The 24,494-nt window shown below is 61.4% G+C and carries 22 protein-coding genes; 12 read left to right on the top strand and 10 right to left on the bottom strand.

Annotated features, from left to right (window positions below):
- Nucleotides 1–6: 6 nt before the first annotated feature.
- Nucleotides 7–2,280, top strand: a complete 2,274-nt coding sequence (ptsP, locus tag JQR87_RS18065; RefSeq protein ID WP_407294538.1) for a phosphoenolpyruvate--protein phosphotransferase — start codon at nt 7–9, stop codon at nt 2,278–2,280.
- On the opposite strand, the gene JQR87_RS18060 is transcribed toward ptsP, so the two are convergent.
- Nucleotides 2,277–3,056, bottom strand: coding sequence for an NRDE family protein (locus tag JQR87_RS18060; protein ID WP_407294539.1), 780 nt, complete (start codon nt 3,054–3,056; stop codon nt 2,277–2,279). The genes ptsP and JQR87_RS18060 overlap by 4 nt on opposite strands.
- 156 nt (nt 3,057–3,212) lie before the next feature.
- On the opposite strand from JQR87_RS18060, the gene JQR87_RS18055 reads away from it, so the two are divergent.
- The 3 genes from JQR87_RS18055 to JQR87_RS18045 all read left to right on the top strand — a co-directional run bounded on the left by JQR87_RS18055 (nt 3,213) and on the right by JQR87_RS18045 (nt 5,711).
- The gene (locus tag JQR87_RS18055) at nt 3,213–3,995 is read left to right on the top strand and encodes a sulfite exporter TauE/SafE family protein (protein ID WP_407294541.1); all 783 of its coding nucleotides are present in this window, start codon (nt 3,213–3,215) and stop codon (nt 3,993–3,995) included.
- A gap of 12 nt (nt 3,996–4,007) precedes the next feature.
- Nucleotides 4,008–4,808 carry a prolipoprotein diacylglyceryl transferase gene (lgt, locus tag JQR87_RS18050; protein ID WP_407294542.1) on the top strand — a complete coding sequence of 267 codons (801 nt, stop codon included), beginning with the start codon at nt 4,008–4,010 and terminating at the stop codon, nt 4,806–4,808.
- 108 nt (nt 4,809–4,916) lie between these two features.
- Nucleotides 4,917–5,711, top strand: a complete 795-nt coding sequence (locus JQR87_RS18045) for a thymidylate synthase (protein ID WP_407294544.1) — start codon at nt 4,917–4,919, stop codon at nt 5,709–5,711.
- A gap of 36 nt (nt 5,712–5,747) precedes the next feature.
- Here the strand turns inward: JQR87_RS18045 and JQR87_RS18040 are convergent, their stop codons facing one another.
- A complete protein-coding gene (locus JQR87_RS18040) occupies nt 5,748–6,812 on the bottom strand; it encodes a transporter substrate-binding domain-containing protein (protein WP_407294545.1) in 1,065 nt (354 codons plus the stop codon).
- A 152-nt stretch (nt 6,813–6,964) separates the two neighbouring features.
- Here JQR87_RS18040 and JQR87_RS18035 point away from each other — a divergent pair, with 152 nt between their 5' ends.
- From JQR87_RS18035 to JQR87_RS18025, 3 genes are all read left to right on the top strand, one after another.
- Complete coding sequence (locus JQR87_RS18035) at nt 6,965–7,735, top strand: ParA family protein (protein WP_407294547.1); 771 nt, start codon at nt 6,965–6,967, stop codon at nt 7,733–7,735.
- 333 nt (nt 7,736–8,068) lie between these two features.
- Complete coding sequence (locus JQR87_RS18030; protein ID WP_407294548.1) at nt 8,069–8,983, top strand: response regulator; 915 nt, start codon at nt 8,069–8,071, stop codon at nt 8,981–8,983.
- 173 nt (nt 8,984–9,156) lie between these two features.
- On the top strand, nt 9,157–10,053 hold the full coding sequence (locus tag JQR87_RS18025; protein WP_407297640.1) for a peptidoglycan DD-metalloendopeptidase family protein: 897 nt from the start codon (nt 9,157–9,159) through the stop codon (nt 10,051–10,053).
- A 33-nt stretch (nt 10,054–10,086) separates the two neighbouring features.
- Here the strand turns inward: JQR87_RS18025 and JQR87_RS18020 are convergent, their stop codons facing one another.
- The 8 genes from JQR87_RS18020 to glcC form a co-directional block, all read right to left on the bottom strand.
- A complete protein-coding gene (locus tag JQR87_RS18020) occupies nt 10,087–11,427 on the bottom strand; it encodes a hemolysin family protein (RefSeq protein ID WP_407294550.1) in 1,341 nt (446 codons plus the stop codon).
- A 97-nt stretch (nt 11,428–11,524) separates the two neighbouring features.
- The gene (phoR, locus tag JQR87_RS18015) at nt 11,525–12,826 is read right to left on the bottom strand and encodes a phosphate regulon sensor histidine kinase PhoR (protein ID WP_407294551.1); all 1,302 of its coding nucleotides are present in this window, start codon (nt 12,824–12,826) and stop codon (nt 11,525–11,527) included.
- A 79-nt stretch (nt 12,827–12,905) separates the two neighbouring features.
- Nucleotides 12,906–13,595 (bottom strand): phosphate regulon transcriptional regulator PhoB, encoded by a 690-nt coding sequence (phoB, locus tag JQR87_RS18010; protein WP_407294553.1) that lies wholly within the window; start codon nt 13,593–13,595, stop codon nt 12,906–12,908.
- A gap of 148 nt (nt 13,596–13,743) precedes the next feature.
- Entirely contained in the window at nt 13,744–14,640 is an 897-nt protein-coding gene (ubiA, locus tag JQR87_RS18005) for a 4-hydroxybenzoate octaprenyltransferase (protein WP_407294554.1), read from the bottom strand.
- 49 nt (nt 14,641–14,689) lie between these two features.
- Nucleotides 14,690–15,229: a chorismate--pyruvate lyase family protein gene (locus tag JQR87_RS18000; RefSeq protein WP_407294556.1), complete on the bottom strand. Its 540-nt coding sequence runs from the start codon at nt 15,227–15,229 to the stop codon at nt 14,690–14,692.
- Nucleotides 15,230–15,419: 190 nt separating this feature from the next.
- Nucleotides 15,420–16,160 (bottom strand): hypothetical protein, encoded by a 741-nt coding sequence (locus tag JQR87_RS17995; RefSeq protein ID WP_407294558.1) that lies wholly within the window; start codon nt 16,158–16,160, stop codon nt 15,420–15,422.
- A 160-nt stretch (nt 16,161–16,320) separates the two neighbouring features.
- A complete protein-coding gene (locus JQR87_RS17990; protein WP_407294560.1) occupies nt 16,321–16,542 on the bottom strand; it encodes a hypothetical protein in 222 nt (73 codons plus the stop codon).
- Between the two features lie 313 nt (nt 16,543–16,855).
- Nucleotides 16,856–17,626 (bottom strand): transcriptional regulator GlcC, encoded by a 771-nt coding sequence (glcC, locus tag JQR87_RS17985; protein WP_407294562.1) that lies wholly within the window; start codon nt 17,624–17,626, stop codon nt 16,856–16,858.
- A 233-nt stretch (nt 17,627–17,859) separates the two neighbouring features.
- On the opposite strand from glcC, the gene glcD reads away from it, so the two are divergent.
- Genes glcD through JQR87_RS17960 form a run of 5 tightly spaced genes read left to right on the top strand, consistent with a single transcriptional unit; the run spans nt 17,860 to nt 24,292 of the window.
- The gene (glcD, locus tag JQR87_RS17980; protein WP_407294564.1) at nt 17,860–19,359 is read left to right on the top strand and encodes a glycolate oxidase subunit GlcD; all 1,500 of its coding nucleotides are present in this window, start codon (nt 17,860–17,862) and stop codon (nt 19,357–19,359) included.
- Entirely contained in the window at nt 19,359–20,417 is a 1,059-nt protein-coding gene (gene glcE / locus JQR87_RS17975; RefSeq protein WP_407294566.1) for a glycolate oxidase subunit GlcE, read from the top strand. The genes glcD and glcE overlap by 1 nt, the downstream gene beginning before the upstream one ends.
- A gap of 3 nt (nt 20,418–20,420) precedes the next feature.
- On the top strand, nt 20,421–21,638 hold the full coding sequence (gene glcF, locus JQR87_RS17970) for a glycolate oxidase subunit GlcF (protein WP_407294567.1): 1,218 nt from the start codon (nt 20,421–20,423) through the stop codon (nt 21,636–21,638).
- 50 nt (nt 21,639–21,688) lie between these two features.
- Complete coding sequence (locus JQR87_RS17965) at nt 21,689–22,093, top strand: heme-binding protein (protein ID WP_407294569.1); 405 nt, start codon at nt 21,689–21,691, stop codon at nt 22,091–22,093.
- Nucleotides 22,094–22,111: 18 nt separating this feature from the next.
- A complete protein-coding gene (locus JQR87_RS17960) occupies nt 22,112–24,292 on the top strand; it encodes a malate synthase G (protein ID WP_407294571.1) in 2,181 nt (726 codons plus the stop codon).
- Nucleotides 24,293–24,494 lie beyond the last annotated feature (202 nt).

Here is a 24,494-nt window from a genome sequence, read left to right as displayed (position 1 = left end):
CTGAGCATGCTCGGCACGCTGCGCAAGATCGTCCAGGAAGTCAACGCCGCCAAGGACCTCACGGCGGCGTTGGGCATCATCGTGCTGAGGGTTCGGGAGGCCATGGGCAGCCAGGTCTGCTCGGTCTACCTGCTCGATCCCGAGGCTGGTCGCTTCGTGCTGATGGCCACTGAAGGTCTCAACAAGAAGGCCATCGGTAAAGTCAGCATGGCGCCGAACGAGGGCCTGGTCGGCCTGGTCGGCACGCGCGAGGAGCCGCTCAACCTGGAGCATGCCTCCGAGCACCCACGCTATCGCTACTTCGCCGAGACGGGTGAAGAGCGTTACGCCTCCTTTCTCGGTGCGCCCATCATTCACCATCGGCGGGTGATGGGCGTTCTGGTCATCCAGCAAAAAGAGCAACGGCTGTTCGACGAAGGTGAAGAAGCCTTCCTCGTTACCATGAGCGCGCAGCTCGCCGGTGTTATCGCCCACGCCGAGGCGACTGGCTCGATCCGCGGCCTGGGCCGGCAGGGCAAGGGCATCCAGGAAACCCGCTTTATCGGTATTCCTGGAGCGCCGGGCGCGGCAGTGGGTACGGCCGTCGTCGTTCTGCCACCCGCCGACCTCGACGTGGTGCCAGACAAGACGATCGAAGATATTCCTGCTGAATTGGCGCTGTTTGAGTCTGCGCTTGAAGCCGTCCGAGCAGATATGCGTGCGCTGTCGGAAAAGCTCGCCACCCAGATGCGCAAGGAAGAGCGCGCCCTGTTCGACGTCTATCTGATGATGCTCGACGACTCCGCACTTGGCGGAGAAGTGTCGAAGGTCATCCGTACCGGCCAGTGGGCCCAGGGCGCATTGCGTCAAGTAGTCAGCGACCACGTCGGCCGTTTCGAGATGATGGACGATGCCTACCTGCGCGAGCGCGCCTCGGACGTCAAGGACATTGGCCGGCGCCTGCTCGGCTACCTGCAACAGGCCCGCCAGCAAACCCTGACCTATCCGGACAACACGATTCTGGTCAGCGAAGAACTGTCCCCGGCGATGCTCGGCGAAGTCCCCGAGGGGAAGCTGATGGGCATGGTATCGGTGCTCGGTTCGTCCAACTCGCACGTGGCCATCCTGGCTCGAGCCATGGGCATCCCGACGGTTATGGGTGCGGTCGATCTGCCTTACTCGAAGGTCGACGGCATCGAGTTGATCATCGACGGCACCCGTGGCGAGATCATCACCAATCCCGCCAAGGTTTTGCGCGAGCAGTACCTGGTGCTCGCCGAGCAGGAGCGGCAGCTGTCCGAAGGTCTGGACGTGCTGCGCGAGTTGCCGTGCGAGACCACCGATGGTTTGCGCATTCCGCTGTGGGTGAATACCGGCCTGCTCGCCGATGTCGTACGCGCGCAGGAGCGCGGTGCGGAAGGCGTCGGCCTGTATCGCACCGAGGTGCCCTTCATGATCAAGGAGCGCTTCCCCAGCGAAAAGGAGCAGATGGCGATCTATCGCGAGCAGCTCCAGGCTTTCCATCCGCTGCCAGTGACCATGCGCAGCCTCGATGTGGGCGGTGATAAAAGCCTGCCGTACTTTCCGATCAAAGAAGAAAACCCTTTTCTCGGCTGGCGCGGGATTCGCGTCACCCTCGATCATCCCGAGATATTCCTGCTGCAGACCCGCGCCATGCTCAAGGCCAGCGCCGGGCTGAATAACCTGCGCATTCTGCTGCCCATGATCTCCGGCACCCGCGAACTTGAAGAGGCGCTGCACCTGATCCATCGTGCCTGGGGCGAGGTGCGTGACGAGGGGACCGACGTCGAAATGCCGCCCGTAGGCGTCATGATCGAGGTTCCGGCTGCTGTCTACCTCACCCGTGAACTGGCGCGTCAGGTGGACTTCATCTCGGTGGGGTCAAACGACTTGACCCAGTACCTGCTGGCCGTTGACCGCAACAATCCGCGCGTCGCCGATCTTTACGATTATCTGCATCCCGCTGTGCTCGAAGCGCTGCAGCGAGTCGTTCGAGAGGCCCACGATGAAGGCAAGCCGGTGAGTATCTGCGGTGAGATGGCCGGTGATCCGGGCGCTGCCATTCTGCTGCTGGCGATGGGCTTCGACAGCCTGTCGATGAACGCCACCAACCTGCCAAAAGTGAAATGGATGCTGCGTCAGATCAGTTCGGTCACGGCGCGTGAGCTGTTGGCCAAGGTGATGGTGATGGACAGCCCGCAGGTCATCCACGCCACGGTGCAGCTGACGCTGCGCAACCTGGGGCTGGATCGTATGGTTAACCCGTCTGCAGCGATCTAGCCCGACATCCGTTCCGGCTCGGTTGTTGACGGCGGCAGGTCTATCTCTGTTTCACCGGTAGCGCCAATCGGGCCGAAGCGCCGTTCGGTCAGTGCCGCAGACCCATCCGCGCGGCGGATCAATACGGTGGTGGCGCGGGTGCCATAGTCGGGGCTGGCGATGAACGTACTCGATAAGAGCTTTTCCATCTCTTGCGATATTCCGGTTGCGGGCAGTTCGGCATCCTCGGCGGGTTTCGAATCGCTCATGATCGACAGCAACCGGTCGCGCTCCGGCGTACTGATGCAAGCCTGCAGTGCCGCACGGGCACCTAGCAGCTTTGGCCAGGGTGTATCCAGTGCTGCATTGGACAGACCATAGATGCCTGGCGAGAGCAGGCGAGGTGTTTTTTCCACTGAGTTCAGATACCAGAGCTCAGCGCGATCGCCTACCAGCAGATTGAAACCTGAAAACTGACCGAGACGGCGGGTTAGCGCCTCCAGATAAAGAGCCGGGGGTTGCGAGCCGCGGAGGAAGCGTTCGGGCAGCTCTCCCCGTGATCGTTCACCGACAGGGGAGCCGGGCGCACGAATATTGGTCAGCGCAGCAAAACGCCCGTCGGTGGTAACACCCATCCAGGTGCCGCCCGCTTGCAGGTCGCGACCGGCTACGATCTGTGGAGCATCGCTCCAGTGACCGAGCGGCAGGCTGGGGCGCGCATGGAATTCGTCACGGTTGGCGGCGACGATCAACGGCAGCGTATGGCCGGGGCGCCAGGCGAACACGATCAAGCACATGGGGACTGGACTCGTTGGAAGGACGGGTCGAGGCTAGACGATAACGCAGGCTCCGCGCCACAGCGGCGGAGCGCCAGCTCAGCGTTAAAGCCCAACCACGCTCCGCCCCGCAGACGTTTTCCGCTAACATGCCGCTTTGTTTTTCAGGGTGGCCCGATGGAGTTCGCGCTTTATCTGCTTCTCGGCGGATTCGCTGGTGTCCTGGCGGGGCTGTTCGGTGTCGGCGGTGGTCTGATCATCGTTCCGGTGCTGGTGTTCAGCTTTACGGCGCAAGGTTTCGATTCGCAGGTCCTTACGCACCTGGCCGTGGGTACTTCATTGGCAACCATCGTCTTTACGTCGATCAATTCTATTCTGGCGCACCATCGCAAGCACGCCGTACGGTGGCCCGTGGTGCTCTGGATGACGTCCGGAATTTTGCTCGGTGCGGCGGTGGGAAGTGTGACCGCTGCGGCTATCCAGGGCCCGGTGCTGCAGAAGCTCATAGGTGTGTTCGCCATCGCCATGGCGGTGCAGATGGGCTTTTCACTGCAGCCCAAGGCCAGCGCTGGGCTGCCGGGCAGACCCGTCCTGGCGGCTGCAGGCGTAGTGATTGGTTGGGCCTCCGCCATCTTCGGGATCGGCGGTGGCTCGTTGACGGTGCCGTTTCTCAGCTGGCGTAGCGTACCGATGCAGCAGGCAGTGGGCACCTCTGCGGCGTGCGGTTTGCCGATTGCCATGGCCGGCGCGTTGAGCTTTGCCGTAGTCGGCTGGCAGGATGCACATTTGCCTGAATGGAGTGTCGGCTACGTCTACTTGCCAGCGTTGGTTGGCGTGGCGATCACCAGTATGTTTTTCGCCCGTGTCGGCGCCAATCTGGCGCACCGATTGTCCGCTGTGATGCTGCGGCGCCTGTTCGCGCTGCTGCTGTTGAGCGTAGGAATCAATTTCTTGATCTGAGGAAAAAACCGGATGCTGCCTTATCCGCAGATAGACCCTGTGGCCGTGTCGCTTGGCCCGCTGCAAATCCACTGGTACGGCCTGATGTACCTCATTGGCATTGGTGGTGCCTGGCTGCTAGCTTCACGGCGGCTTCATCGCTTCGATCCCAGCTGGGACAAGGACAAGCTCTCTGACCTGGTGTTCTGGGTGGCTATGGGTGTGATTGTGGGCGGGCGGTTGGGCTACGTGCTGTTTTACGACCTGGCGTCCTACCTTAACGATCCGACGCTGATCTTTCAGGTCTGGAAGGGCGGCATGTCGTTTCATGGCGGTCTGCTTGGCGTGCTGTTGTGCACCTGGATATTCGCCTGCCGCAATGGCAAAAAGTTCTTCGAACTGATGGACTTCATCTCACCCTTCGTCCCAATCGGGCTGGGTGCCGGGCGCATCGGTAACTTCATCAACGCCGAACTGTGGGGCAAAGCGAGCGATGTGCCCTGGGCGATGGTCTTCCCAACCGATCCACAGCAGCTGGCGCGACATCCGTCGCAGCTGTATCAGTTCGCGTTGGAAGGCGTGGCGCTGTTCGTCATTCTCTGGATCTACTCGAGCAAGCCGCGGCCGACCATGGCGGTCTCCGGTCTGTTTGCTGTTTGCTACGGTATCTTCCGCTTCATCGTCGAATTCGTACGCGTGCCCGATGCTCAGCTCGGTTACCTGGCATTCGGCTGGTTGACGATGGGCCAGGTGCTTTGTGTGCCGATGGTCCTGATCGGTCTTGGCATGATTGCCTGGGGTTACCGTCACGAGCCGGTGAAGGCGACCGCCTGATTGCACACCGTCCGGCTTCGTCGCCTATAGGGCGACAAGCCGGACGTCGGCTCTTACTATTGGCAGGATTCCTTTTATCGCGCCACGGCGCCCGCTTCGAGCCCATCGATGAAACAGTACCTCGACCTGATGCGCCATGTGCGCGAGCACGGCACTTTCAAGACCGATCGCACCGGCACCGGCACCTACAGCGTGTTCGGCCACCAGATGCGCTTCGACCTGAGCGAAGGCTTTCCGCTGGTGACGACCAAGAAGTGCCACCTGAAATCGATCATTCATGAGCTGCTGTGGTTTCTCCAGGGCGATACCAATATCAAGTACCTGCAAGACAACGGGGTGCGGATCTGGGACGAGTGGGCCGACGAGAACGGTGAACTCGGTCCGGTCTATGGCTATCAGTGGCGCAATTGGCCGGCGCCCAACGGCGAGTCGGTCGACCAGATCAGCAAGCTGGTTGAAATGATCAAACGAAACCCAGACTCGCGGCGCCTTATCGTCTCGGCCTGGAACCCGGCGCTGGTTGATGAGATGGCTCTGCCCCCATGCCACGCGTTGTTCCAGTTCTATGTTGCGGAGGGCAAGCTCAGCTGCCAGCTGTATCAGCGCTCGGCAGACATCTTCCTTGGTGTGCCCTTCAATATTGCCAGCTACGCACTGCTGACCCTGATGGTGGCCCAGGTGTGCGACCTGCAGCCCGGTGAGTTCATCTGGAGCGGAGGTGATTGTCACCTCTATGCCAATCACCTTGAGCAGGCCGATCTGCAATTATCCCGGGAACCGCTGCCGCTGCCCACGATGAAGCTCAATCCCGAGGTGAAGGATCTGTTCGCTTTCCGCTTCGAAGACTTCGATCTGGTCGGTTACGAAGCCCATCCGCACATCAAGGCCCCAGTCGCTGTCTGAGCACTGGCGCCGCTCGGCCTGGCGACGGCGCGACGATCAATTTCCGCCAAGGTAGCGCGCCTGCACGTCCTGCCAGCGCGCACTGTTGGTGACGTCCAGAATCGCCTGGCTCAGCGGCTCCCGGTATTGGCTGCCAGCCGGTACTGCAAAGGCATACGACTGCTCTTCAAAGGTGCCAGCGAGCAACCTTAGCCCCTCGCCCCGCATTTCCATATTGCGGTATTGCAGGATTGGCTGGTCATACACGATTGCGTCCGCTTCGCCGTCGAGCACGGCTTTGATGGCTTGGCTGACGTCCGGGTAGTCGGTGGCGCGGATGCGGTGTTCCTGCAGATAGCTGGCGCTTACGGTTCCGTTCACCGTCGCAACGTGTGCGCTACGCAGATCGTCGGGTCCTTGCAAACCGCTCTTGAGGCTGCCAACGGTCAGGGTGCTCGTGACCGCCGCGGTAAAGGTCGAGACCATGATCAGTGCGGCAAACATCCAGACGATCGCGATCAGGCGACCGCCTAGTGTTACGGGCGCCTTGTCACCGTAGCCGACAGTGGTCATGGTCACCGCAGCCCACCAGAAGCTGTTGCCGAGCCCTTCTACCGAACTGCCCCCGAACTGCTCACGGTTGCGCCGGCGCTCGAATAGCCAGAGCAGTGCGCCAACCACCAGCAATAGCGCGCCTAGCCCCAGTACCAGACTTGCGAACTGCCAGGAAAACAGCGCCCGGACGGCACCCCAACCGCTGCCCTCCGGCGTCTGCGGCACGCCAATGGCCAGGCCGGTGCGATAGAAGGGATGAGTGAAATCGACCAAAGCCTCGCGCTCGGCAGTCATGGTCAGGGCGCCCACCGCCACATCGAGCTGATTGTTTTGCAGGCCCGGTAACAGCTGATCGAACGGCAGAGGTTGCAAGGCGTAGCGATAGCCCTCCTGTTCAGCAATCGCCTCCCACAGATCGATGCTGATGCCGCTCCAGCTGCCATCCGGCTCGTGAATGACGAAGGGCGGGACTTCGGTGATGCCGACTCTCAGTATGTCGTCCTGCGATTGAGCGATGGTCTGCTGGCTAAGCAGGGCGAACAGCAGAGCGATCAGTAGCCTTGGCACATGTCTCTCCTCGTTATCGTTATGGCGCAAGGGTAACAAAGCTGACCGACAGGGCGCTGTCGCAGGTTGTTATTAGGAAATTAGTCTGAACGCCATCTGTGTTGTATAGACTCGGGTGATACTTTGACCGAACCATAATCAGAGGACGACGCATGCGACGGGTTGTGTTCAATCAGAAGGGTGGGGTTGGTAAGTCGAGCATTGCCTGCAATTTGGCGGCGGTGAGTGCGGCTCACGGCTATCGCACCCTGTTGATTGACCTCGATGCGCAGGCCAACTCCAGTCACTACCTTTCTGGCCTGACCGGCAATGCATTGCCCACCGGTATGGCGGACTACTTCAAGCAGGTCCTGTCGGGCGGGGCGGCAGGTAAGAAGGCGCGTCCACCGATCCACGAAACCCCGTTCGAAAATCTGCACCTGATCACGGCAACGGCCGAGCTCGCTGATCTGCAACCGAAGCTTGAGGCGAAGTACAAGATCAACAAGCTTCGGAAACTGTTGGAAAGCCTGTCCGAAGAGTACGAGCGGATCTACCTGGACACGCCGCCAGCGCTTAATTTCTTTACCGTATCGGCGCTGATAGGGGCAGATCGCTGCCTTATTCCCTTCGATTGCGACAGCTTCTCGCGCCAGGCGCTATACAGCCTGCTCAGTGAAATCGAAGAGCTGCAGGAGGATCATAACGAGGGGCTGGAGGTGGAGGGCATCGTGGTCAACCAGTTCCAGCCTCGCGCAGCGTTGCCACAACAGATGATCGACGACCTGCTCGCCGAAGGCTTACCGGTATTGCCGGTGCACCTGATGAGTTCGGTACGGATGCGTGAATCACATCAGGTCTGCATACCGCTCATCCATTTCGATCCGCGCCACAAGCTGACCCAACAGTTCGTCGAGTTACACGGGCATCTCGAAGGCAACTGAGTCGTTCAGTTCTCGCGTAGACGCCGGGGCGGACGGTCAGCACGGTGACATGAGATGCCGGTGGGCAGGGGCGACTTCGAGCGGTAGCGGAGTGTTGCCCGCGCTGCCAAGCACTGGCCCCCAGTTTCCGATGCCCCCGGCAGGGCCGCCGACGCTACTTCACCTGACATTTGCCTGCTGGCGTTTTAACGCTGCGAAAGCCTGCGGTTGCCCGGTCGCTCGCTATCGCACGATGGTTGGCCCGGTCGCAGAAAAATAAACTCACTGGTCGGCTGCGCTTTTTTCAACCCGCCGCTACCGCTATGCTGGCGGCCATTGCAGCAGGAGCGATTGATGAGCAAGGTCAGTGTGCTGGTAGTGGATGACGCCCCCTTCATCCGTGATCTGGTCAAAAAGGGGCTGCGCAGCCATTTCCCGGGCATTCGAATAGAAGAAGCCGTGAACGGGCGCAAGGCTCAACAAATGCTCGATCGAGATCGCTTCGATCTGATTCTCTGCGACTGGGAAATGCCGGAGATGTCCGGGCTCGAGCTGCTGACCTGGTGCCGTGCCCACGAGAACCTGAAAACGACTCCGTTCATCATGGTGACTAGCCGTGGCGACAAGGAGAACGTGGTGCAGGCGATCCAGTCCGGGGTGTCCGACTTCATTGGCAAGCCATTTTCCAACGAGCAGCTGACGACCAAGGTACGCAAAGCGTTGGGGCGCGCTGGCAAGCTCGATGCGTTGGCGGCAAGTGCCCCGCCACGGCCAACCAACACCGGCATGGCGAATGATTCGTTGGCGGCGCTTACCGGTGGCAAAACCGAGGTCGTCAAGCCCGCTTCCGCTGCGCCGGCCGTCTCGCCAGCGCCCGGATTTGCGGCGCCGCTGGCCCAGCCAAGTGCAGCCAAACCCAGCGCGGTCAATGGGGGGCGCGGCCAGGGTCAGCTGCGGCTGGCGAGTGGCACGCTTCCTTGCATTATCAAAGCGCTCAGCCTTAAAGAGGGTCTGCTGGTCGTCAAGCGTGGTGAGTCACTGCCGCACGTCCTGGAAAGCGCCGTGCTTGACCTGGAGCAGGGCGAAGGCGGCGAAGTTGCCCGTCTCAACGGCTACCTTCATGCGGTTGCGGCTTTGGAGCCCAAGCCGGACAGTGAGTGGTTGCAGCTGACCTTCCGCTTCGTCGATCGCGACCCGCAGAAGCTTGACTACCTGTCCCGGCTGATTGCACGCGGCACGGCGCAGCGGCACTTCGTGCCTGGCGCATAAGGCCGCAGCACGGCTGAGCTGCGGGCAGACCAGACAAGGCGTTGCCCGCCTGTCTGAAAAACCACCGCGAGCAATGAACGATTTCACAGGTCGACAGTCGGTGGCTCGCCTCGGCCCCGTTGCGCTGCTAGGCTGCGGACCTCTGAATACATAACCACATGAAGTCTGCCGTTATGTTGGGGCGCACCATTCTTGCTCTTGGGTTGTTCTGGCTGGCTACGCCTGCTTCGGCCATCACCGTTTACAAATATACCGACGCCAACGGTGTGGTCACCTACAGTGATCAGGCTGCACCGGGCGCCAGCGTGTTTACCTTCAGCGACCGTATGGTCGAGAAGCTCGACACGCAGGTGAAGCTGGAAACCCGCAAGCATGCAGCCGGCGAGACCCTGCTGGTGCGCAACGACCTGTTTGCTCCTGTGGATGTCGAGCTCATGCTGACCGGCGTGCAGAATGCCGTCGGCGTTCCGGACAAGCCGATCCGCTGGGTCTTGCCGCCGCGCAGTCAGATTCGCCTGGCCACACTCGCTCCGCTCGATCCGTCCAAGCCGCTGCGATACACCCCGAAGCTGCGTCATGCGCTGGGCGACCCGCGGCTGCTACCCAAACCCTACAAGTATCCGCTGCCCTGGCGTGGTGGTCCGTTTCGCCTTACGCAGGGCGCTAACGGCAAATACAGCCACTTCACCCCGAAAGGTCGCTATGCCGTCGACATCGCCATGCCCGAGGGTACGCCCATCGTCGCAGCGCGTGGTGGCATGGTGGTCAAAATCGAAAACAGCCAGAGCGGGCGTGGCAACAATCCTTCCGGCAATTTCGTGCGGATTCTCCACGACGACGGCACCATGGGTGTTTATCTGCACCTGATGAAAGGCTCAGTGGCGGTTCGTGAGGGGCAGCGTGTGGAAACAGGAAGCCGCATCGCACGCTCCGGTAATACCGGCAATAGCACGGGTCCGCACTTGCACTTTGTCGTGCAGCGCAACGTTGGACTGGCAATCGAGTCGATTCCCTTCGACTTTTCCCAGCCGGTCAACAGCCTGCCGAACTTCGCGGTCGGTGGTGATTGAAGCGGCGTCAGCCGCTCAGCCGCGGGTGCTGGCTCACTCCTGCTTCAATACCTTGGCCAGAACGATCTTCGGGCCGCGCATCTTCTTGACCACTATCTGCAGGTCGTCCATCAGCAGTTCCTCGTTTTCTTCCGGAACGCGCTTGAGGGTTTCGTAAATCAGCCCTGCGAGGGTGTCCGCCTCGATGTGGTCCAGATCCACACCCAAAAGGCGTTCCAGCTTGAAAAGCGGCGTGTCCCCACGAACCAGCAGCTTGCCCGGCTGATAGGCGAGGATGCCGCGCTCGGTCTTGCGATGCTCATCCTGAATGTCGCCCACCAGCACTTCGAGGACGTCCTCCATGGTCAGGAAGCCCACCACCTTGTGGTCGCCTTCTTCGACCAGTACGAAATGTGCGCCACCCTGACGGAACTGGTCGAGCAGCACGTTGAGAGGCAGATAACGCGGTACGCGTTCCAGCGGTCTGAGAATGTCCCTGAGCACGAAATGCTGCGCCAGCCTGTCGTCGCTCGCCAGGGCTAGCAGCAGATCCTTGATGTGCAGCAGGCCGATGTAGTCGCCTTGCTCGCTGTCGTGCACCGGGTAGCGGCTGTACTTGTGGCGACGGATAAGCTCGAGGATGTCGGCCAGCGAGGCGTCATGTTCCAGTTGCACCAAGTCCTCACGTGAATTAGACCAGTCGGCCACTTCCAGCTCACTCATCTCGACCGCCGAGGCGAGTACCTTGATGTCGTGGTTGGCCGGGTCGAGGGTGGTATTGGAATGGAGGATCAGCTTCAGCTCTTCGCGGCTGTAGTGATGTTCGTGGTGGCTGCCGGGTTCTCCCTGGCCGGCAAAACGCAGGATAGCGTTAGCGCTGGCATTGAGCAGGTAAATGGCCGGGTACATGGCCCAATAGAACAGATACAGCGGCGCGGCCGTCCACAGCGACAGCAGTTCGGGTTTACGGATAGCCCATGACTTCGGGGCCAACTCGCCGACCACGATGTGCAGGTAGGAAATGATGAAGAATGCTGTGAAGAAGGCGATGCCATGAACGACAGCCTGGGACTGTATACCCGCCGCAGCCAGCACGGGTTCGAGCAGGTGCGCGAAGGCTGGTTCACCCACCCAGCCGAGGCCCAGCGAAGCCAGGGTGATGCCTAGCTGGCAGGCTGACAGATAAGCGTCCAGCTGGCTATGGACTTTGCGCAGAATATGGCCGCGCCAGCCGTGTTCCTTGGCGATCGCCTCGACCTTGGTGGCGCGGAGCTTGACCATGGCGAACTCGGCGGCCACGAAAAAGCCGTTGAGCAGAACCAAGAACAAGGCAAAGAGAATCATGCCGAAGTCGGCGAAGTAAGAGGAAGCGGCGTAACTGGGGGAAGGGTCCATTGAAATGTCGGGTAGTCGATGACGGCCCCAAGGATGGGGCCGGTTCGGGGTTATTTCAAGAAGCTGGGCAGAAGCCAGGTGCCGGACGGTCGACTACCTAGTTCACCGTCGCCTGCGACAGTGGGAAATGGCAGGTGAAAGTGCTGCCCTTGCCCGGCGTGCTGTTCACATCCAGGCGGCCCTGATGGCGCAGCAGCACGTGCTTGACAATCGCAAGGCCAAGCCCGGTGCCGCCAGTGTTGCTGGCGCGGCTGGAGTCGACTCGGTAGAAGCGCTCGGTCAATCGCGGAAGATGCTTGGATTCGATCCCGATGCCGGAATCCTGTACCGCCAGGTGAGCGCCGTGCTCGTTGCACCACCAGCGAATATGGACGTCGCCATTATCTGGCGTGTACTTCACCGCATTGAATATGAGGTTGGAGAAGGCGCTTCGCAACTCGCTCTCGCTGCCCTTGAGCCGTAGGGTCGGGTCCGCTTCCAGCGTGATGTTGTGGTTACGCTCAGCCGACAGCGCTTGGGCATCGCCTTTGATCGACTGCAGCAATGTCGCAACGGCTATCGGGCGGGCGTGGGTCGGTGGATTGGTCGCTTCCAGCTTGGCTAGTAGCAACAGGTCGTTCAGCAGGTGCTGCATGCGCCCGGCCTGTTGATTCATTTGGTTCAGCGCCCGGGGCCAGCGGGCCGGCATCTCGTCGGTGTGCTCAAGCATCGTTTCAAGGTAACCGGCAATCACTGTCAGCGGCGTGCGCAGCTCGTGGGAGACGTTGGCGACGAAATCCTTGCGCATCTGCTCCAGCTGGTGAAGGCGCGTAATGTCGCGCACGACCATCAGGTGTTCGCTGTTGCCGTAGCGGGTGATGGTCACTTGCAGCCAGAGGCGATCGTTAACTGGCGAAGACAGCTCCAGTGGCTCTTCGTGACGCCCCTTGTCGAAGTATTCCTTGAAGCTTGGGTGGCGCACCAGGTTGGTCACTGGGTGACCGGTGTCCTGCGGCTTCTTCAGACCCAGCAGGCGCTCGGCGGCAGGGTTCCACCATTCCAGATTGCCGTCGCTGTCGAGCATGATCACTGCATCTCGGAGCGCGCTGGTCGATCCCTGGACCCGGTCGATGACCGATTGCAGCTGGCTTCGCAAGCGAATATCGCGGCGCTGCAGCTGGTAGAGATTGTCGAAGATTTCGCCCCAGATGCCGTGGCTGTCGGGCGGTGGTTGGTCGATCTGATCGCTCTTTAGCCAAAGCAGCAGCCGATAGATCTGGCGCAGCGTCCAGGCCAGGTAACCGGTGAGGCCGATTACCAATGCCCACGCATATTCGCCTGTGACCAGCCCCACCAACAGGCATCCCGCCAATATCAACAGCAGGCGACGCACCAGGGCGCCTTGCCAGTCTTGATTCACCGCTAACGCTCCTTGAGGCAGCTTGAGGCCGGCCGGAATTCATCTACAACGCCAGCTACGCTCGGCGGTTGCGGCTTGTTCAGCTCTTGGTGGAAAAACGATAACCCGTGCCGCGTACGGTTTGCACCAGATTTTCATAGGTCTCGCCCAGGGCCTTGCGCAGACGCCGAATGTGCACATCGACGGTGCGTTCTTCGACATACACATTCCCGCCCCAGACTTGATCGAGTAGCTGGCCTCGGGTGTAGGCGCGCTCCTGATGCGTCATGAAAAACTGCAGCAGGCGATACTCGGTTGGCCCCATGTCGGCGGGTGTGCCATCGATGGTGACGCGGTGACTGATGGGGTCGAGCAACAGGCCGCCGATCTCGATGGGCGTTTCGTTGTCGCTGGTGCCAGCGCGGCGGAGCACAGCCTTGAGGCGCGCAACCAGTTCGCGGGGCGAGAAGGGCTTGGTGATGTAGTCGTCGGCCCCCACCTCCAGACCCTGAATCTTGTTGTCCTCGGCATCTTTGGCGGTAAGCATGATGATCGGTGTGTTGGTCGTCATCTCGTCCCGCTTGAGTCGACGTGCCAGCTCGATGCCGGATGTGCCGGGCAGCATCCAGTCGAGCAAAATCAGGTCCGGCTGACGGTCAATGATCAGCGCATGAGCCTGCTGGGTGTTTTCTGCTTCAAGGCATTCGTAGCCAGCCATTTCCAGCGCCACCACGATCATTTCCCGGATCGGCGCTTCGTCATCGACGATCAGTATGCATTTGCCGTTCATGTCCCGCTCTCGGTACGTTTTATTGTCGATCGGCATTAGATAACGGAAATGTTGCAGCCATGTGACAGAAAATTGTGCACGAGTTGAGCTGAGACTCGATAGGTCCTGGCCTGGATGGAAATTGCAGCCTTCGTCTAGGAACAGGCTGCTAAGCCGCTCTCGTTGCGTAGTCAAGCACGATACCGGCGAGGATCGCCAATCCGGCCCAATGGTTATGCAGAAACGCCTGAAAGCAGACTTGTGGCTTGCGCGAGCGGGTTTTCCAGAACTCCCAGGCAAAACAGGCGGCGGCGATGGTCAGCCCGAGGTGAAACCACTGGCCAAGCTCGAAGCGAACGCCAGCGAGAGCCAGGCAGAGCAGGGCGAGCCCTTGCAACGTGACGATGGCGATCCGGTCGCCGTCGCCGAAGAGGATTGCCGTGGATTTGATACCTATCTTGAGGTCATCCTCACGGTCAGCCATGGCGTAATAGGTGTCGTAGCCGACCGTCCAGAGCACATTGGCAATGAACAGCAGCCAGGCTTCCGGCGGCAGCTCGCCGCGCTCGGCGGTGAAAGCCATCAGCATGCCCCAGGAAAAAGCTGCGCCCAACACCACCTGCGGATAATAGGTATACCGCTTCATGAACGGGTAGAGCGCCGCGACGCCAAGCGCGCCGAACGACAGCCAGACAGTCGCCGCGTTGGTCAGCAGGACCAGCCCGAAGCTCAGCGCGACAAGGATGGCAAAAAGAATCCAGGCTTCCTTTGCAGTGATCTTGCCGGTCGCCAGCGGGCGGCCCTTGGTGCGGCTGACGTGGCCATCCAGGTTGCGGTCGGCAAAGTCATTGATCACGCAGCCGGCAGCGCGCATGAGAATGACGCCAAGCACGAAGATGACGATGTTCTTCACGCTGGGCGAGCCCTCGCCTGCAATCCACAGCGCCCAGAGTGTTGGCCACAGCAGCAGCCAGGTGCCGATCGGGCGATCCAGTCGCATCAGCTGGATGAAGTCCCAGGCGCGCGGATGGAGGCGATTGCTCGATTGCAGAAGCTTCTGGAACATCAGCGGGTCTCCGATCGTTGTTGGCAATGATGGGCAGTCTGTGTCGCGTTCAGATGGCGATCCGTGCGGCCTGCCACAGGGATGGCAGAAACACCTCTGCGACCAGCACGCGTAGATCGCCCTGGGTAAAACAGGAACGGCGCGCCCAGAGCTGTGCCTGGCGTACTTCCTGCGGCAGCCACTCGGGCGGATAACGCCGCGCTTCCAGCGGGCCGCGGGCGAACGCCGGGTCGCTGAACAGCAACTCGCCCAACGAGCGACTGCCAAGATGGGGCAGATCCAGTCCGGACTGCTCCAAGGCGCTCCGTGCGGCAACACTGCGGGCGAACACCCAGGGCTGTTGATGGCCGCGTAGATAGACCTCGCGAACCCAGCCCTGGCTATTCTCCGGTACGCCAAGCGCGCCGCATTCGTCAGCTCGCAGAGCCTGCCAGCCTTCGGTCAGTGGTGTCACGCTGAACGCGCCATCGGCCAGCTCGGTTAGGCGTCGGGTGAGCGAGCCTTTATCGACGTACAGCCAGTCGAGCAGTTCAGGGAGGGGCGGGGCGCAGATGCGGTCAGCGGGCAACCAAGCTTGAGAGTCGGGCACGAGCGGTACGGGTGGCGGAAAGAAGCGGGGAGTCTAACATGGGGCCTATGACGCGGCTTCAAGCCGTAGACTTTGCCTGTCGCCAATGACTGTTCAGCTCTGTGGATAAAGCCCGCTGCTTAGGTCGAAGCCCCGCCTTACCGGCCTGTGGCGCGGGCGGGGCCTGTCGCTAATGGGTCTAGAGGGTCAATCAGCTTTGTTGGACAAGGCTTCGCAAGATCTGCGCAAGCTCGGAGATGTTCTTATGAACGCCGGGATTGAACTGCTCGCCAAGGGCATACGTGCGCCACTCCGCCTCTGCCATATCGTTTAGGCGGTCCAGTTCCTTCTCCATGGTGTCCAGGCGCTGCTGAGCCTGCTGGAGGTTCTGCTTGTTGACGTTCATGCCGTCCATGTCCTGCAGCGCCTGAACCAGGTCTTCGACGGTTTCCTGCAAGTCATCTACCTGATTGACGACGTCGGCGCTGTCGATTTCCTGCATTGTCTGGCTAGTCGCGCCGCTGAGCATCTTGGCGACTTCATCGAGATTGCTGGCGAGCTCATTGACCTGCTTGGTTACGCTGACCTGATAATCTTCGCCTCTGATCCAGGCGGTCCAATCATCGTCAGTACGCTCGGCCTTCTCGTCCAGCCTGTGCTCCATCTGCTGGTTGAGCTGTTGTTCCATCTTTGCCAGTTGGCCTTCGCTCTGTTGCCAGTTGGTCATGCCCATGGACGCACCGGACTGGCGCAGCGACCCGATCAGATCGGCAACGTTCTCACGAACATCGTCAACGGCATCAACGACATTATGGCCGACTCGAATGGAGGCGCCGGCAGCCTGCTGGGTCTGCGTGCCCTGCTGGGATTCTTGGGCTATGGCGGGTAGGGCGAGACTACCGGCCATGAGAGCGGCTGCGAGTGCAAGTGGCTTTTTGTTTGATGCGTTCATTGTTCGATCCTCGCTTGATGTTGATTTGGCTTGCTGCTGGCAATCGCGGTCAGTGCCTGACCTTAGTGGTCGCGGGGCGGCTTGGCTGACGGGTTGGGCGATTGATTCGCATGGGTCCTCTTTCATAGATCGCTATCGAATGCTGGGCGCGTGCCCGGGATTAGCGCTCGGTTTCTACGTCCACGTTCGGAAGTGGCACGGATCGTTCTTTGATACCGACATCCACATCCGCGTCCTTGACGTCGTACTCGGGCATGTTCCCGCCCTGGACATCTACGTCTGGCAGTTGCCCGGACTCTTCCTTCTCGATCGTGCAACCACCTACCCCTAGCATGAGCGCAAGAAGGCTGGTGCCGAGTGCTAATTTGGCTGGTCTGTTCATGCCACATTCCTCCGACTAACTGGCAAATGACGCGGGCTTTACGAAGCAGCAGCGCATGTGCGCCCGGGTGACGATTCGTCCGCGCTCAATAAAGTCGACAGGGAGCATCTTTCCCAGTTCAGCCATTAATCGGGTCAGCCTGGCCCATGGAAATGGCGCGTTTTTACTGACTTTCAGGCTGTCGGTGCCGAAGATGGGTCACGAAGACAGGCATGCCCAGTTAGGCGCGAAAAGGGTTGGCGAGCGATCAGAAGCGGATGAAAAGCGAGGACATGCCGATGAAGCTGCGCCATTGCATAGGCAGTGGCAGCGGTCACCCCCATCCTTCCAACCGCATGGTCGCCCGAACCAGCCGCTGCTCCTCCTGCTCGATCTCCTTGAGGTTGTCACGAATGCTGTGGATGTGGTCCCGGGCAGCACGCTGGGCCTGGTCAGGCAGTCGTTCGGTGATGGCGTGAAACAGACGCGAGTGCTGTCGATCGATCTGGCGTTTCTGCATCGGCCGGTGATAGAGGTTGTTCACCGAGGCGAATACTGTGGACAGCATCAGATCGGTCAGTGACTGCAGGGTGTGCACCAGAACCGGGTTGTGCGAGGCCTCGCTGACGGCCAGGTGGAAGGCATGGTCGAGGCGTGCATGTTCGCGTGGGTCGGCGCTTTCGGCCGTGTGCGCCGCCAGCATCTCCTCGTAGCGGCGGCGCAGCAGGATGAAATCGGCATCGGTACCGCGCAGGGCCGCCAGGCGGGCCGACTCGCCTTCGAGCAAGGCGCGGACTTCCAGTAGATCGTAGAGCGTGCGCGGCTGCGAGTTGAACAGGTGCATCAGCGGGCTGGCATCCTGTTCTCCGGATAACTTAGCGACGTGTGAGCCGCGTCCTTGAGACGTTACGATAATGCCGCGGCCGCGCAGCACGCGAAGGCCCTCACGCAGCGCCGAACGCGAAATGCCAAGCTTTTCGCACAGGCGACGCTCCGACGGCAGCGCCTGGCCGACTTTCAGTACGCCATCGACAATCAGGCGCTCGATGCGCTCGGCCACGACGTCGGCCAGCTGGCGACGCTCTTGAGTATCGGTGATCAGCATAGGGGCTCCGTAACTGGTAGGACCAGTTTGGGCGAATCTTACCTCAAGCCTCTCCCGCTTTGTTGAGAGCCGCGATACGCGGTACTTCAGGCCTATATCGGTGAAAGGCAGATGAAAGAAACTGGTAGGACCAGTTGTCTTCCAAGTGGACGGGAAGGCACCGTCGGGCTAATGATGCGTCAAACCACCGCAGCGGGCCGTGCGCGCGGTGAACAATGAGAGCACCGACTGCCATGAATATCCTCTACGACGAACGCGTCGACGGTGAGCTGCCCAAGGTAGACAAGGCGGCACTGCTCGCCGAGTTGCAGGCGCAGCTGCCCGGCATGGACATCCTTCATCGAGGCGAAGACCTCAAGCCCTACGAGTGCGACGGCCTTTCCGCCTACCGCACTACGCCGATGCTGGTGGTGTTGCCAGAGCGCGTCGAGCAGGTCGAAACCCTGCTGAAGATCGCCCACAAACGAGGTGTGCCTGTCGTGGCGCGCGGGGCCGGTACCGGCCTTTCCGGCGGTGCGCTGCCGTTGGAGCAGGGCATCCTGCTGGTGATGGCGCGCTTCAACAAGATTCTTGAAGTCGACCCGGCCGGTCGCTTCGCCCGCGTACAGCCTGGCGTTCGCAATCTGGCGATTTCCCAGGCTGCGGCGCCGTACGACCTTTATTACGCACCCGATCCGTCTTCGCAGATCGCCTGTTCCATTGGCGGCAATGTCGCGGAGAACGCTGGCGGCGTTCATTGCCTCAAGTACGGCCTGACCGTGCACAACCTGCTCAAGGTGGAGATTCTCACCGTCGAAGGTGAGCGTATGGTGCTCGGCTCTGACGCATTGGACTCGCCCGGCTTCGATCTGCTGGCGCTGTTTACCGGCTCGGAGGGCATGCTCGGTATCGTTACTGAAGTGACGGTCAAACTGCTGCCCAAGCCGCAGGTGGCTAAGGTGCTGCTGGCCGCGTTCGACTCGGTGGAAAAGGCCGGTCGTGCCGTCGGCGACATCATTGCGGCCGGCATCATTCCGGGTGGGCTGGAAATGATGGACAACCTGTCGATTCGCGCGGCCGAAGATTTCATCCGTGCGGGCTACCCCGTAGACGCCGAGGCGATCCTGCTCTGCGAACTGGATGGCGTCGAGGCGGACGTGCACGACGACTGCGCGCGCGTTGGCGAAGTCCTGAAGCTGGCGGGTGCCACCGAGGTTCGGCTGGCGAAGGATGAGGCCGAGCGCGTTAAATTCTGGGCTGGCCGCAAGAATGCCTTTCCAGCGGTCGGGCGGATTTCGCCGGACTACTACTGCATGGACGGCACCATCCCCCGCCGCGAGCTGCCGGGCGTGCTCAAGGGCATCAGTGACCTTTCCGACGAATACGGCTTACGCGTGGCGAACGTGTTCCACGCCGGCGACGGCAACATGCACCCCCTGATTCTCTTTGATGCCAACACCGAAGGCGAGCTGGAGCGCGCCGAGGCGCTAGGCGGCAAGATTCTCGAGCTCTGTGTGAAAGTCGGTGGCTCGATCACTGGGGAACACGGCGTCGGCCGGGAGAAGATCAACCAGATGTGTTCGCAGTTCAATGCCGATGAGTTGACGCTGTTCCATGCCGTGAAGGCTGCGTTCGACCCCAGCGGACTGCTCAATCCCGGCAAGAACATCCCAACGCTGCATCGCTGCGCCGAATTCGGCGGCATGCACGTCCATGGCGGGCAGTTGCCCTTCCCTGAACTGGAGCGCTTCTGATGACGGTTTCCTTCGACGACAGCCAGCAGCTGCTCGACCAGGTCAACCAGGCGTTGGCCAGCAACACCCCGCTGCGCATTCAGGGCGGTGGCAGCAAGGCGTTTCTCGGTCGTGAAGTCCAGGGCACCTTGCTCGACACCCGCGCCCATCGTGGCATCGTCAGTTATGACCCGACCGAACTTGTGGTCAGCGTTCGTGCCGGCACGCCGTTGGCGGAGCTGGAGGCCGCGCTCGACGAGGCGAACCAGATGCTGCCCTGCGAGCCACCGCACCTGGGCGAAGGCGCCACCGTAGGTGGCATGATCGCGGCGGGCCTCTCCGGTCCGCGGCGGCCATGGGCCGGCTCGGTGCGCGACTTCGTGCTGGGCTCGCGGGTGATCACCGGTCACGGCAAGCATCTGCGTTTCGGCGGTGAGGTGATGAAGAACGTTGCCGGCTATGACCTTTCGCGCCTTATGGCCGGCAGCTTTGGTTGCCTCGGCGTGCTTACCGAGGTCTCGTTGAAGGTGCTTCCCAAGCCGCGTCTGTGCCGCAGTTTGCGGGTCGAGATGCCTGTCGATCGCGCGCTGCTCAAGCTTGCCGAGTGGGGGCAACAACCCGTACCGATCACCGCGGCGAGCCACGACGGCCAGGCGCTGCATCTGCGGCTGGAAGGTGGCGAAGGCTCGGTCAACGCCGCTTGCGACCGCATTGGTGGCGAGGCGCTGGATGTCGGCTACTGGAATCAGCTGCGCGAGCAGCGCCTGGGCTTCTTCAGCGACGCTCGCCCGTTGTGGCGCTTGTCGTTGCCCACCGACACCCCTGTGCTGGCCTTGCCCGGTGAGCAACTGATCGACTGGGCTGGTGCTCAGCGCTGGCTCAAATCAGACGCCGATGCACAAACCATCCGGGCCATCGTCAGCGAAGTGGGCGGTCATGCCACCTGTTTCACCGTTGGCGCCACGGCTAGCCCGTTCCAGCCACTGGCCGAGCCGTTGCTGCGCTATCACCGCCAGCTGAAAGCCGCGCTGGACCCGCAGGGGATCTTCAACCCCGGCCGCATGTATTCCGAGGTTTAAGCTGTGCAAACCAATCTGAGCGAACAAGCCAAACTTCACCCGCGTGCCGAGGAAGCCGAAAGCATCCTCCGCTCTTGCGTGCATTGCGGTTTCTGCAATGCCACCTGCCCGACCTATCAGCTGCTCGGCGACGAGCTGGATGGCCCACGTGGGCGCATCTACCTGATGAAACAGATGCTCGAAGGCGGCGAAGTCACCGAAAGCACCCAGACTCACTTGGACCGCTGCCTGACCTGCCGTAACTGCGAGACCACCTGTCCATCCGGCGTCCAGTATCACAACCTGCTGGATATCGGCCGTGACTTCATGGAGCAGCAGGTGCAGCGCTCCACGGGCGAGCGTCTGCTGCGCACCGGCCTGCGCACGGTGATTCCACGGCCCGGGTTGTTCAAGAGCCTGCTCAGCACCGGCAATGCGCTGCGTCCGTTGATGCCAGCCACGCTGCGTTCGCACATGCCACGCAAGGTCACCCCGGCCAAACCGCGTCCGCAGGTTCTGCATGCCCGCCGCGTGCTGATCCTCGAAGGCTGCGTGCAGCCAAGTCTGTCGCCCAATACCAACGCCGCCACGGCGCGCGTGCTCGATCGCCTCGGTATCAGCGTGACGACTGCGCGTGAAGCGGGCTGCTGCGGTGCGGTGGACTATCACCTGAACGCACAGGAGGCGGGGCTCGACCGTGCGCGCCGCAACATCGATGCCTGGTGGCCAGCCATCGAAGGCGGCGCCGAAGCCATCGTCCAGACCGCCAGCGGTTGCGGTGCCTTCATCAAGGATTATGGTCATCTGCTGCGGGACGACCCGGCGTACGCGACCAAGGCGGCGCGTGTCAGTGCGCTGGCCAAGGATCTGGTGGAAGTGATGCGCAGTGTTGAGCTAGAGCGGCTGAAGGTCGAAACCGACAAGCGCATGGCTTTTCATTGCCCTTGCACGTTGCAGCACGCACAGAAGCTCGGCGGCGCGGTCGAAGACGTGCTCACCCGGCTCGGCTTCCATCTCACTGCGGTACCGGATGCGCATCTGTGCTGCGGTTCGGCGGGCAGTTATTCGATCACCCAGCCGGTGTTATCGAAACAGCTGCGCGACAACAAACTCAATGCGCTGGAAAGCGGCAAGCCAGAAGTGATCGTCACCGCTAACATCGGTTGTCAGACGCACCTCGACGGCGCCGGACGCACACCGGTCCGGCACTGGATCGAGATCGTCGAGGAGGCGATGCAGTAACCCCTAACCCCAATCGCGCCGTGACGCACATCGAATCGACAGGAGAGAACATGAAAACCAAAGCCATGCTGACCCAGACCGAAGTGACCGCCATTCTTTCTGCCGCCCGCACCGAAGCGCAGAACAACGGCTGGGCCGTAACCATCGTGGTCGCCGATGATGGCGGCCATCCGCTGGCGTTGGAGCGTCTGGACGGCTGTGCGCCCATCGCCTCCTACATTGCTACTGAAAAGGCACGTAGCGCCGCAGTGGGCCGTCGCGAAACCAAGGGCTACGAGGACATGGTCAACGGCGGGCGCAATGCCTTCCTGTCCGCCCCGGTGGTTTGCTCGCTGGAAGGCGGCGTGCCGGTGATCGTCGATGGGCAGGTAATCGGTTCGGTCGGCGTCTCCGGCGTGACCGCTGCTCAGGACGCGCAGGTAGCCAAGGCCGGCGTCGCCGCTGTCGCCAACTGATTGGGAAAGGAGAAAGACATGACCGAGCGCGTAACTCTGGGTCGCCTGCAAGTGGCGGCCAACCTGCAACGCTTCATCGAAGACGAAGTGCTGCCCGGCACCGGCGTCGAGGCACAGGCTTTCTGGAAGGGCTTCGACGAGCTGGTGCATGATCTGGCACCGAAAAACCGCGCCCTGCTCGCCGAACGCGACCGGCTACAGCTGGAGCTGGACAACTGGCACCGCACCAACCCCGGCCCGATCACCGACATGCCGGCCTATCGCAGCTTCCTTGAGTCCATCGGCTACCTGCAGCCGGAGCCGGGCGACGTGAAGATCAGCACCAGCAATGTCGACAGCGAAATCGCTACCCAGGCCGGACCTCAGCTGGTCGTGCCTATCGGCAACGCGCGCTACGCGCTGAACGCTGCCAATGCCCGCTGGGGCTCGCTGTATGACGCCCTCTACGGCACCGACGCCATCAGCGAAGAGAACGGCGCGCAAAAAGGCCCGGGCTACAACGAAGTGCGTGGCGCCAAGGTCATCGCCTTTGCGCGTAACTTTCTCGACCAGGCCGCGCCGCTGGCTGAAGGCAGCCATGCCGATTCGGTCAGCTACCGTGTGCAGGAGGGTGTGCTCAAGGTCACCCTGGAGAACGGCAGCGTCACCGGCCTCAAGCAGCCCGAGAAGTTCGTTGGCTATCAGGGCGAAGCAGTGGAGCCGACCGCGATCCTGTTGAAGAACAACGGCCTGCACGTCGAGATTCAGATCGATCCCAACAGCCCCATCGGCCAGACCGACGCCGCTGGCGTCAAAGACCTGGTCGTCGAAGCCGCCGTCACCACTATCATGGATTGCGAGGATTCGACCGCCGCGGTCGATGCCGACGACAAGGTGCTGGTCTACCGGAACTGGCTGGGCCTGATGAAGGGCGATCTGGTCGAGGATCTTGAGAAGGGTGGCAAGCGCATCACCCGCCGCCTCAACCAAGATCGCGAATACACCGCAGCCGACGGATCAGACCTCAAGCTGCACGGCCGCTCGCTGCTATTCATCCGCAACGTCGGCCACCTGATGACCAATCCGGCAATCATTGATGGCGAAGGCCATGAGATTCCCGAAGGCATTATGGACGGCGTGGTCACCAGCCTCATCGCCCTGCACGATCAGCAGCGCAAGGGCAACTCACGCACCGGCTCGATGTACATCGTTAAGCCGAAGATGCACGGCCCTGCCGAAGTCGCCTTTACCGACGAGCTGTTCGGTCGTGTCGAAGACCTGATCGGCCTGCCGCGTCACACGCTGAAGGTCGGCATCATGGACGAAGAGCGCCGCACCAGCGTCAATCTCAAGGCATGTATCGGCGCGGCGAAAAACCGTGTGGCCTTCATCAATACCGGGTTCCTCGACCGCACCGGCGATGAGATGCACACCATCATGGAAGCCGGCGCCGTGCTGCGTAAGGGCGACATGAAGAGCACCGCTTGGATCCAGGCTTACGAGCGCAACAACGTGCTGGTCGGCCTGAATTGCGGCCTGCGTGGCAAGGCGCAGATTGGCAAAGGCATGTGGGCCATGCCGGACCTGATGGCCGCCATGCTCGAGCAGAAGATTGCCCATCCCAAGGCCGGTGCCAACACCGCCTGGGTACCGTCACCGACGGGTGCCACGCTGCATGCACTGCATTACCACCAGGTTGATGTGCAGGCCGTTCAGATCGAGCTGGAAAAGGTCGACCTGGCGGGCGAGCGCGACAAGTTGACGAACGATCTGCTGACCATCCCGGTCGCCCCGGAGCGCAACTGGTCCGCCGAGGAAATCCAGCAGGAGCTGGACAACAACTGCCAGGGCATCCTGGGCTACGTGGTGCGTTGGGTCGAGCAGGGCGTCGGTTGCTCCAAGGTGCCGGACATCCATGATGTCGGCTTGATGGAAGACCGCGCCACGCTGCGCATCTCTAGTCAGCATCTGGCCAACTGGCTGCACCACGGTGTGGTCGACGAGGCGCAAGTTCGCGAAACCCTCGAGCGCATGGCCAAGGTGGTCGACCAGCAGAATGCCGGCGACCCTGCGTATCGCCCGATGGCGCCTGACTATGCACAATCGGCTGCATTCCAGGCGGCCTGCGATCTGGTGTTCAAAGGACGCGAGCAGCCGAGTGGTTACACCGAACCCCTGCTGCACGCCTGGCGTCAGCGCTTCAAGCAGCAGGCCGGTTAAGCGGTATCAGTAGCACAGTCGGCGGTCAGCCTGAGCTGATCGCTGACGCGATTTGATGAGCCCCGGACGCTTCGAGCGTCCGGGGCTTTCGAGCAAGAGGGGCCGGCCAATGTGACCTGTTGGTCAGTCTTTCGGACTGAAGTGACTCGTTCATTTCAGCCATGCGTGGGACCGGGTTTGCCCGGATAGAAGTGGTTCACAA

The organism is Stutzerimonas stutzeri (genome assembly GCF_051028275.1).
GTDB classification, from domain to species: Bacteria; Pseudomonadota; Gammaproteobacteria; order Pseudomonadales; family Pseudomonadaceae; genus Stutzerimonas; species Stutzerimonas stutzeri_AS.
This window is presented reverse-complemented; position numbering and strand designations above follow the sequence as displayed.